Below are 7,845 nucleotides of genomic sequence, written 5' to 3'. Positions count from 1 at the left end.
TCCTGTGGCGAGGAGCCCGTTCCTCATCTCATCAACGCACCCGTGACAAGAACCTCATGCCCCACAACAACTAGATCTCGACCTCGTCGCCGATGAACTCAACCGCAGACCCCGTAAACGCTTGCAGTTCGCCACCCCAAACGAAACCCTCGAAGAGTACCTGTTGCAATGACCCGTTGAATCCGCCCACCATTTACCTGTCTCGAACCCAAACGGACCCCCGGGTCAAGGACGGCTCGTTCTTTACTGTCATGCTGCTGATCTCCGCGCTGTCGATCATCGCAGTGGGGGTTCTGTCATTCCGTGATGTCTGGACTCAGATCACCAACTTGTTCGGCTAAAGGTCTCAGCTACCGGGCCTGAAATAACCGTTCAAACTCTCAAGGGATATGACGTGAAAGCTGTAGTTGTCCACCAAGCCAACGACCTGCGCATCGACGAAATAGATCGCCCGGTCTGCGGCCCAGACGATGTTCTTGTGGCTATGGAATGGGGCGGCATCTGCGGTTCCGACGTGGCCTATGTTCGATCCGGAGTGTCCGGTACCGCAGTACTTCAAGATCCCCTCATCTTGGGCCATGAAGTCGCGGGACACATTGTGGAGCTCGGCAGGAACGTGGTCGATCTGGGCACGCTCCGAACCGGCCAGCGCGTTTCCATTCATCCGGCGACTCTCGCCGGAAAACACACGATGATCCCCGCTGTGGCAGATCGGACCAATCTCTGGCCCGAGGTTCGCTACTTCGGCTCCGCGGCCTTCCAACCGCACGAGCAAGGCGCATTCTCCGAGTTCCGGCTGGTCCGGCCTGACCAGATCAGACCGCCCCCGGATGGCGTCAGCACCAAAGAAGGTGCTTTGGCCGAACCTTTCGGGGTAGCGATTCACGCGGTCAAGCGCGCCGGATCCGTGGCTGACAAATCCGTACTCGTGAATGGGTGCGGACCCATTGGCGCACTCGCCGTAGCGGCAGCCAAGGCGCAAGGTGCCAAGGACATCTACGCCGCAGATCTGAGTCAAGCGTCGTTGGAGATCGCAGAACGCATGGGCGCCGACCACCTCGTGGACGTCGCCCAGGGCGAAAAGCTTCCGAGCGACGTCGACGCCGCCATAGAAGCATCGGGTGCCCCACGAGCACTCGGAGGTGTCATCGCGGCCGTGCGGCGCGGGGGTGTGCTGGTTCAGGTCGGAAATCTTCCCGCTGGCGAGGTCAGTGCTGCCCTGGGGAATATCGTGACGCGAGAGATCGACTACCGCGGCTCTTACCGATTCGTCGACGAGATCACTGAGGCGATCAGACTCATGGATGGGCACGTCGATGTATCACCCCTCATGACCCATGAATTCAACCTGGCTGAGGCACGCGATGCATTTCGAATCGCTGCCGACCGTGCCTCCGGCTCCAGCAAGGTGATGCTGCGGCTCAGCTAAAACTGCTCGCTGTCCGGAGCGGGCATCCCTGCCCCACTGTATGGTTTACATCACATGCAGAGGGAGCGTCTCATGCCCATCTACGAGTTCCGGTGCACGCAGTGCGGTGACTTCGAAGCAACTCATCCGATGTCGACCGCCCCGAAAAAACAGCCGTGCCCTGTTTGCGGCGAGGACGCCAGGAAACTGTTCTCGCCCGCCAATTTGTCCACGCTCAACTCGCCCCGGGCGCGCGCTATCGATAGCGCCGCTCGGACCGCGGAGACACCCGACGTCCACAACCGGTGGCACCCGGATATCCCGCCGATCGCAACGCTCAAGCGTGGTGAGAGCTACCGAATCGACTGTCGCGAGTGGTTCGACGGCGCCATCAAGAACGATGATTCCGCAGACGACATCCGTGATGCACCCCTGAACAAGGTGCATGCGCTCTCCGGGCCGTTCGCCGTCGAAGGCGCCGAGCCGGGTGATCTCCTGATCGTCGACATTCTGGACGTTGGACCCATCCCACAGGAGCAGGGTGCACTGGCCGGTCAGGGCTGGGGGTACACCGGCATCTTCGCCCAGAAGAACGGCGGCAGCTTTTTGGTGGACCAGTTCCCCGATGCTTATAAGGCCGTATGGGATTTCCAGGGTGGCGAGTGCACCTCCAGACACATTCCCGGAGTGCGATTCACGGGGATTACTCACCCGGGTTTGATGGGCACAGCACCATCGGCGGATCTGCTGAAGAAATGGAACAAACGAGAGGGCGATCTGATCGCCACGGAGCCAAACCGAGTACCTCCGCTCGCCCTGCCGCCGGAACCCGACTCGGCAATCCTGGGTACGCTCAGCGGCTCGGACTTCGACCGAGTTGCTTCGGAAGCTGCTCGTACTGCCCCGCCGCGCGAGAACGGCGGCAATCAGGACATCAAGAACTTCACCAAGGGTTCGCGGGTGTTCTATCCGGTCTTCGTCTCGGGTGGGCATCTGTCCATGGGCGACCTGCACTTCTCCCAGGGAGACGGTGAAATCACCTTCTGCGGTGGCATTGAGATGGGCGGTTTCATCGACATCCATGTAGATGTGATCAAGGACGGCATGGACACTTACGGCGTCAGCGAGAACGCCATCTTCATGCCGGGCCGCAACGGTCCGGTTTACTCGGAGTGGCTTGCGTTCTCCGGCACCTCGGTCACGCTCGACGGCGAGCAGCGCTACCTGGATTCGCAGCTCTCCTACCAACGCGCGATCCTTCACGCGATCGACTACCTGTCCAAGTTCGGTTATTCCAAGGAACAGGCCTATCTGCTACTCGGTGCGGCACCGATCGAGGGTCGTTTCTCGGGTGTGGTCGACATTCCGAACTCATGCGCCACGGTCTATATCCCGACCGAGATCTTCGACTTCGATGTGCGCCCCTCCGCGTCCGGACCCTTCCAGATCGATCCCGGCATGGGAGCGCCCAAGTCGCTGAACCCGGGGTGACGTTTATTCGAGCACGTGGGCGCGGGCGGTGATGGCACGATCATTGCGGTCATCACCGCTCTCCCCTAGCCCTGCCCCACCAAGTACACGAGCACACCCCACCCGTTGATGATCAGATGAGCCAAGATCACCATGGTCAGGTTTCGGTAGCGCCACCACAGCACGCCCAAGAACCACCCGAGACATCCTTGAATGGCAATCACTCGCGCAACGTCCAACCACAAGTCCCCGGTGCCGTGGCTTCCCAGGTGCATCAGCCCGAACAGCACAGACGTCACGCCGATGCCCGCCCATGCTCCCAGGGTCGCCTCCAAACGAGTCTGCAGCCATCGACGGAAGAACAGTTCCTCACCGATGCCTGCGGTGATTGCTGTGACCAGTGCGGCCGTGATGAGGAGACTCGTATCGACATCTCCCGGGTCATACGGCGGATTCCACGGTGCCACCTCGGACAAGTAGAACCAGACTGCAAGAACCAGCACGGGCGCCCACCATCGCCACGCACCGCGCCGGGTTTCGATCCTCACGGACCCTCGCACCACCAGTAGCAGCACGGCGGGGAGAAGCATCAGCAGCACGAACTTGCCGAGAATATAGCCCTCCCCCTGTAACGGCAGCAGAATCGTGGCGAGGACAAAGACGGCCAGCAGCACTGGAAGCGCGGCCGTTGTCACCAGCAGTCGACCACGCTTCACAGGCACCACAGGCATGGGGGCCGCCCGCGATGGGAGCACAAGGGTCAACGCAATACCCACTAACGAGGGCCCAATGTTCACCCAGTTCGACAGCGTGGGTGCATTGGCGTCCGCGGAGACGGTAGTCCCTTCCGGCATAGTCACCATCAGCGTGACGATGCTCGCGACGGTCACCAGCGAACAGGCCACGAACAATGCTCGGCCGAACCACTTCGGTGCCCATGCGGCCGTCGTCGCAGGCGCTCCGGTGACACGCTTCGGTTGTTGATCACGCTCAAAGTTCGAGGTCACGGATCCGAAACTAGCACCCTCGTGCTACTTCGACCATGGCCACCAGAGCTCTCTCACTCGCCTCGACATTTATGGCACGGGTCCGCAGCGTTTCGCCCCGCCAGCCTGCGATCCTCGGCCCCAGATGTCGCCGTCCGACCACACACCCAACCCGCACAAAAAGGCGACGCCGCCCGCGAAAGTCGCGAGCGGCGTCGTCGTCAATCTCTATGAAGGTGAGATCAACCCTTCTTGACCGTGATCTGCCAGCTGGCGTCGCCGGTTTCGACGAAGTCGGTGACCTCGTGGCCCTCGGTGGCGGCCCACTGGGGGATGACCTCGGTGGCCTGGGTGCAATCGAAGTCGATGACCAGGTGGTCGCCGGACTGCAGGGTCTTCATGACGTCCTTGGCCTCGATCAGCGGGAACGGGCAGACCGCACCCAGCGAGTCGAGGGCGTAGTAACCGTCGCCCAGATCCTTGAGCTTTTTGGACGGCGACAGGGACGGATCCTTGACCATCAGCGCGGACGGCGCCGCGGCGAAACCGGAGAACGCGTTGGTGTTCTGCGGGCTCTTGGACGGGGTCGCGTCGATGGAGTTACCGGACGGGTTCTCGTTGAGAACGTTGTGGTCCAGGCTCTCATCGGTGGAGTAGGTCACGGTGTCCTGAGCCTCGGCGGCGGGCTGCGCAGCGGAGGGCTTGAGCCAGAGCTTGGTGCCCGCCCCAACGCCCAAAGCAATGAACAGCAATGCGATCCAGCCCTGGAAGCTGAACAGGCTGGTCTCGACCATGCCGTTGCCCACGGTGCAACCGCCGGCCAACGCTGCGCCGACACCCATCAGGATGCCGCCGAAGATGGCGCGCACGGTGGTCTTAGCGTCGGCCACGCGGATGCGGAACTCGCCGGTGGCCTTGGCCGCGATGAAGGATCCGACCAGCAGACCCAGCACGAGCAGGGTGCCCCAGTTCATGAACTTGGCATCGCCGGTGGTGATGAAGTCCACGGTGTGAGCGGACGGGGTGGTGATGCCCAGGCCGCCGTTACGGCCAGCGGCTGCGGACAGCGGCCACGCGATGACGCCCAGCAGGCCGATCATCCACGCGGCGTTGTACACGTGCAGCGGGCGCTTCCAGGCCGGGCGGTTGTTGAGACGGGCCGGCTTGGGGCTGTTGGCTTCCTTGATCATGAAGCGGCGCACCATGATGCCGGTGAAGACGGCCAGGGCGATCGCGAAGATCCACGGGGAAATCCCGAGTGCTGCGGGAACGGTGGTGAGACCGGTGTCCCAGCTGGTCATCCAGGAGTTGAAACCATCCAGCATGCCGCCCTTCATGGCGGACGCGGACAGCGCGTACATGGCCAGGGCCACCCACGAACCGACCAGGCCTTCACCCGAGCGGTACCAGGTGCCGGAGGCGCAACCACCGGCCAGGATGATGCCGATGCCGAACAGGAAGCCACCGATGATCACGGCCGCCGGGGCGAACGTGCTGTATTCGGGGGCGATCACGCCGAGGCTCGTGAGAGCGGCGAGACCAATAGCGTGGACGGAAATCACGATGAGCAGCGCCGCGAACGTGCGCCACGACTTCTGCAGGAAGATGTCCCGCAGCATGCCGGTGACACAGAAGCGACCGCGCTGCATCACGATGCCCAGCACGGCGCCGACAACCAGACCGGTAAGAATCATGTGGTGAACCTGATTTTCAGTAGATGAGGAAGTTGGGAACGCGGAGTCGCGCCCGAAGGATCGCCATCAAGTAAACAGGGGTGTTTCCGCCGGGTCGAGAGGGTTGTAACAAACCGTCACATTCAGGATTCCCCCACGGTCTGGGGGTAATGGGAGTCACGTGGGATTCTGGTCGCGGTGAGAGGCGGGGCTATGTAAGGGTGCGGCCCGTTGGGTTGGTGGGGCGGGCGGCGTCGTCGGTCTCGTTGGTTTCGGGATGGGGCGCCTCGCTGAGGCCCGGGACGTCGCTCGTGTCGACGTCGAAGTAGCGGGACAGGACGCGGGCGATGCCTTCGTCGTCGTGGGAGGTGGTCACCAGGTCGGCCGCTGCCTTGGCCTCGGGGATGCCGTTGCCCATGGCGACGCCGAGCCCCGCGGTGCGCAGCATTCCGATGTCGTTGCCGTTGTCGCCGAACGCCATGACGCGGGACAGCGGGATGCCTTCGGCCTCGCAGTAGTCGGTGATGGCGGAACCCTTGTGGATGCCGGCGGCGGTGGCTTCCAAGTACAAGGGCGAGGAGTAGGCCAGTTCTACCTGGTCACCGTATGTCCGGTTGAGCTCGTCCAGCAGCGGATCGGTGATGTCCCGCTCGCCCACGAGGAGCACCTTGGTCGGTTTGACGTCCAGCTCGGTCAGATCGTCGACGTGGCGGATGCTCAGTTTGTTGCTGGTGGCTTCATGCTGCGCGTGGGTGTCGGATGGGTCCTCGACCAGCAGCTCGTCGTCGTGCGGGATCATGACCAAGACGTCATGCCTCTTGGCCACGGCAATCAGCGCCCGAGCAATGTTCAGCGGCATGGGATGGCGGGCGATTTCGCGGTTCGTGGCCTGATCCACCACGATCGAGCCGTTCATTCCCGCGAGCACCAGATCCTGCCCGAGGTTCAGCTTGCTCGCGAGCCCCTTCAGCCCGGGAATCGGGCGGCCCGAGGCCAACATGATGCGCGTCCCGGCCGCGCGCATGGCCTCGAAAGCACGCCGCGTCCCCGGCTGCAGGTCCTTGGTACTGTCCAGCAGGGTGCCGTCCATGTCGAAGGCGACCAGTTGATACTCGGGGGGCATTCTTGGTTCTCCTGTTGCGGTCTACCGCAGTTGCTCACGCGGGACGGGTTGCGGAGCCAGCCCTTGCTGACTCCGCTCAACCCTAATGGCCCCGACTTTGCGCTCAGAACGTCAGGACCAGCCGACCCCGCACGCCGCCCTCCTGCAATCGCTGGTGAGCTTCCGTCGCCTGCTCGGCGGGCAACGTGTCGGCCACTTCCAGGGTGACGACGCCGCTCTCCACCAGTTCGCGCAGCGCGTCCAGCTTGTCGCCGTGATGGTATTCATCACCAACCCAGACAACGTGGAAGGTCAAGTCACTGTCCTCCGGCCCCTGCCAGAAACGCACCGTGGCGAAGCCTCCCCCGGAGCGAACGGCGGGCACTGCGAGCTCGTTCATCACCGCGGCATCGACCAAGCCGTCCACACCGTCCGGGTAGATTTCGCGGACCTTGTCGGGGAAATCATCGCCCCGCTCCACCACATGATCAGCGCCCAAGGCGACCACGCGCTCACGGTCCTTTGGGGCGGCGTCGGCGATCACCGTGAGGCCCTGGAGCTTGGCCAGCTGAACGACGTACCCACCCAGGGTGCCCGCCGCGCCGGTCACGCCCAAGACCTGGCCGGGTTCGAGGTCCAGTTTCTCCAACGCTTGGAGGGCAGTAAGCCCGTTCATGGGCAACGTGCTGGCTTCTTCCAGCGAGCGGCCTTCGGGGATCCTAGCCAGAGAGTCCGCATCCGCGACCAGGTATTCGACGTATGCGCCTCCGTGGCCCCGCAACGGGATCGCGATGGCCATGACGTGATCACCCACGGACCACGGGGAAGTATCCAGCTCCGCCGTGGGCTCGCCGACCTCGTCAATCACACCCGCCGCATCCATCCCCGGGACGTGCGGAGCGGGCAGCTGGGCGGGAGCGCCGTTACCCTGCCGCGTCTCAGTGTCCGTGGGATTGACCGCTGCAGCCTTCACGGCGATCCGAACTTCCCCGGGCCCGGCATGAGGCTCCGGAACGTCGTGGATGTCGAGGACCTCGGGCCCTCCGAATTCTGTAAATCCAATGATTCGCATACTTACGTTAACGACTCAGGTCGACAGGAATTCCTGCGGGACGTTGTGTGCGCGGGAGGTCTAGGTGTTGTGGGGCATGAGGTTCTTGTCACGGGTGCGTTGATGAGATGAGGAACGGGCTCCTCGCCACAGGA

General features: G+C 63.0%; 7 protein-coding genes and 2 pseudogenes. 4 read left to right on the top strand and 5 right to left on the bottom strand.

Annotated features, from left to right (window positions below; translation table 11 throughout):
• Window positions 1–67: 67 nt before the first annotated feature.
• From ABD283_RS14400 to fmdA, 4 genes and pseudogenes are all read left to right on the top strand, one after another.
• Window positions 68–172: pseudogene (locus ABD283_RS14400) on the top strand (IS30 family transposase); the annotation flags it as partial.
• Window positions 173–176: 4 nt separating this feature from the next.
• The gene (locus tag ABD283_RS13955) at window positions 177–341 is read left to right on the top strand and encodes a hypothetical protein (protein ID WP_344225550.1); all 165 of its coding nucleotides are present in this window, start codon (window positions 177–179) and stop codon (window positions 339–341) included.
• A gap of 53 nt (window positions 342–394) precedes the next feature.
• Window positions 395–1,429, top strand: coding sequence for an L-idonate 5-dehydrogenase (locus tag ABD283_RS13950; RefSeq protein WP_095797093.1), 1,035 nt, complete (start codon window positions 395–397; stop codon window positions 1,427–1,429).
• A 72-nt stretch (window positions 1,430–1,501) separates the two neighbouring features.
• Window positions 1,502–2,899, top strand: coding sequence for a formamidase (gene fmdA, locus ABD283_RS13945; RefSeq protein WP_344225549.1), 1,398 nt, complete (start codon window positions 1,502–1,504; stop codon window positions 2,897–2,899).
• 65 nt (window positions 2,900–2,964) lie between these two features.
• Here the strand turns inward: fmdA and ABD283_RS13940 are convergent, their stop codons facing one another.
• The 5 genes and pseudogenes from ABD283_RS13940 to ABD283_RS13920 all read right to left on the bottom strand — a co-directional run bounded on the left by ABD283_RS13940 (window position 2,965) and on the right by ABD283_RS13920 (window position 7,711).
• Window positions 2,965–3,783, bottom strand: a complete 819-nt coding sequence (locus tag ABD283_RS13940; protein WP_344225548.1) for a CPBP family intramembrane glutamic endopeptidase — start codon at window positions 3,781–3,783, stop codon at window positions 2,965–2,967.
• Between the two features lie 323 nt (window positions 3,784–4,106).
• Window positions 4,107–4,340 carry a sulfurtransferase TusA family protein gene (locus tag ABD283_RS13935; RefSeq protein ID WP_238663201.1) on the bottom strand — a complete coding sequence of 78 codons (234 nt, stop codon included), beginning with the start codon at window positions 4,338–4,340 and terminating at the stop codon, window positions 4,107–4,109.
• 264 nt (window positions 4,341–4,604) lie between these two features.
• Window positions 4,605–5,513, bottom strand: a pseudogene (locus tag ABD283_RS13930) (YeeE/YedE family protein); the annotation flags it as partial.
• A gap of 235 nt (window positions 5,514–5,748) precedes the next feature.
• Window positions 5,749–6,660 (bottom strand): Cof-type HAD-IIB family hydrolase, encoded by a 912-nt coding sequence (locus ABD283_RS13925; protein WP_165189357.1) that lies wholly within the window; start codon window positions 6,658–6,660, stop codon window positions 5,749–5,751.
• Window positions 6,661–6,763: 103 nt separating this feature from the next.
• Window positions 6,764–7,711, bottom strand: coding sequence for a quinone oxidoreductase family protein (locus tag ABD283_RS13920; protein WP_095797098.1), 948 nt, complete (start codon window positions 7,709–7,711; stop codon window positions 6,764–6,766).
• Between the last annotated feature and the right edge of the window lie 134 nt (window positions 7,712–7,845).

This window comes from Kocuria atrinae (assembly GCF_039531425.1).
GTDB classification, from domain to species: domain Bacteria; phylum Actinomycetota; class Actinomycetes; order Actinomycetales; family Micrococcaceae; genus Kocuria; species Kocuria atrinae.
The sequence above is the reverse complement of the archived record's forward strand: the minus strand, read 5'-3'. Positions and strand labels throughout refer to the sequence as shown.

Bases quoted from the DNA above. Each gene is read 5' to 3' on its own strand.
- fmdA (WP_344225549.1), top strand. From the start codon at position 1,502: ATGCCCATCTACGAGTTCCGGTGCACGCAGTGCGGTGACTTCGAAGCA.
- ABD283_RS13925 (WP_165189357.1), bottom strand. From the start codon at position 6,660: ATGCCCCCCGAGTATCAACTGGTCGCCTTCGACATGGACGGCACCCTG.
- ABD283_RS13920 (WP_095797098.1), bottom strand. From the start codon at position 7,711: ATGCGAATCATTGGATTTACAGAATTCGGAGGGCCCGAGGTCCTCGAC.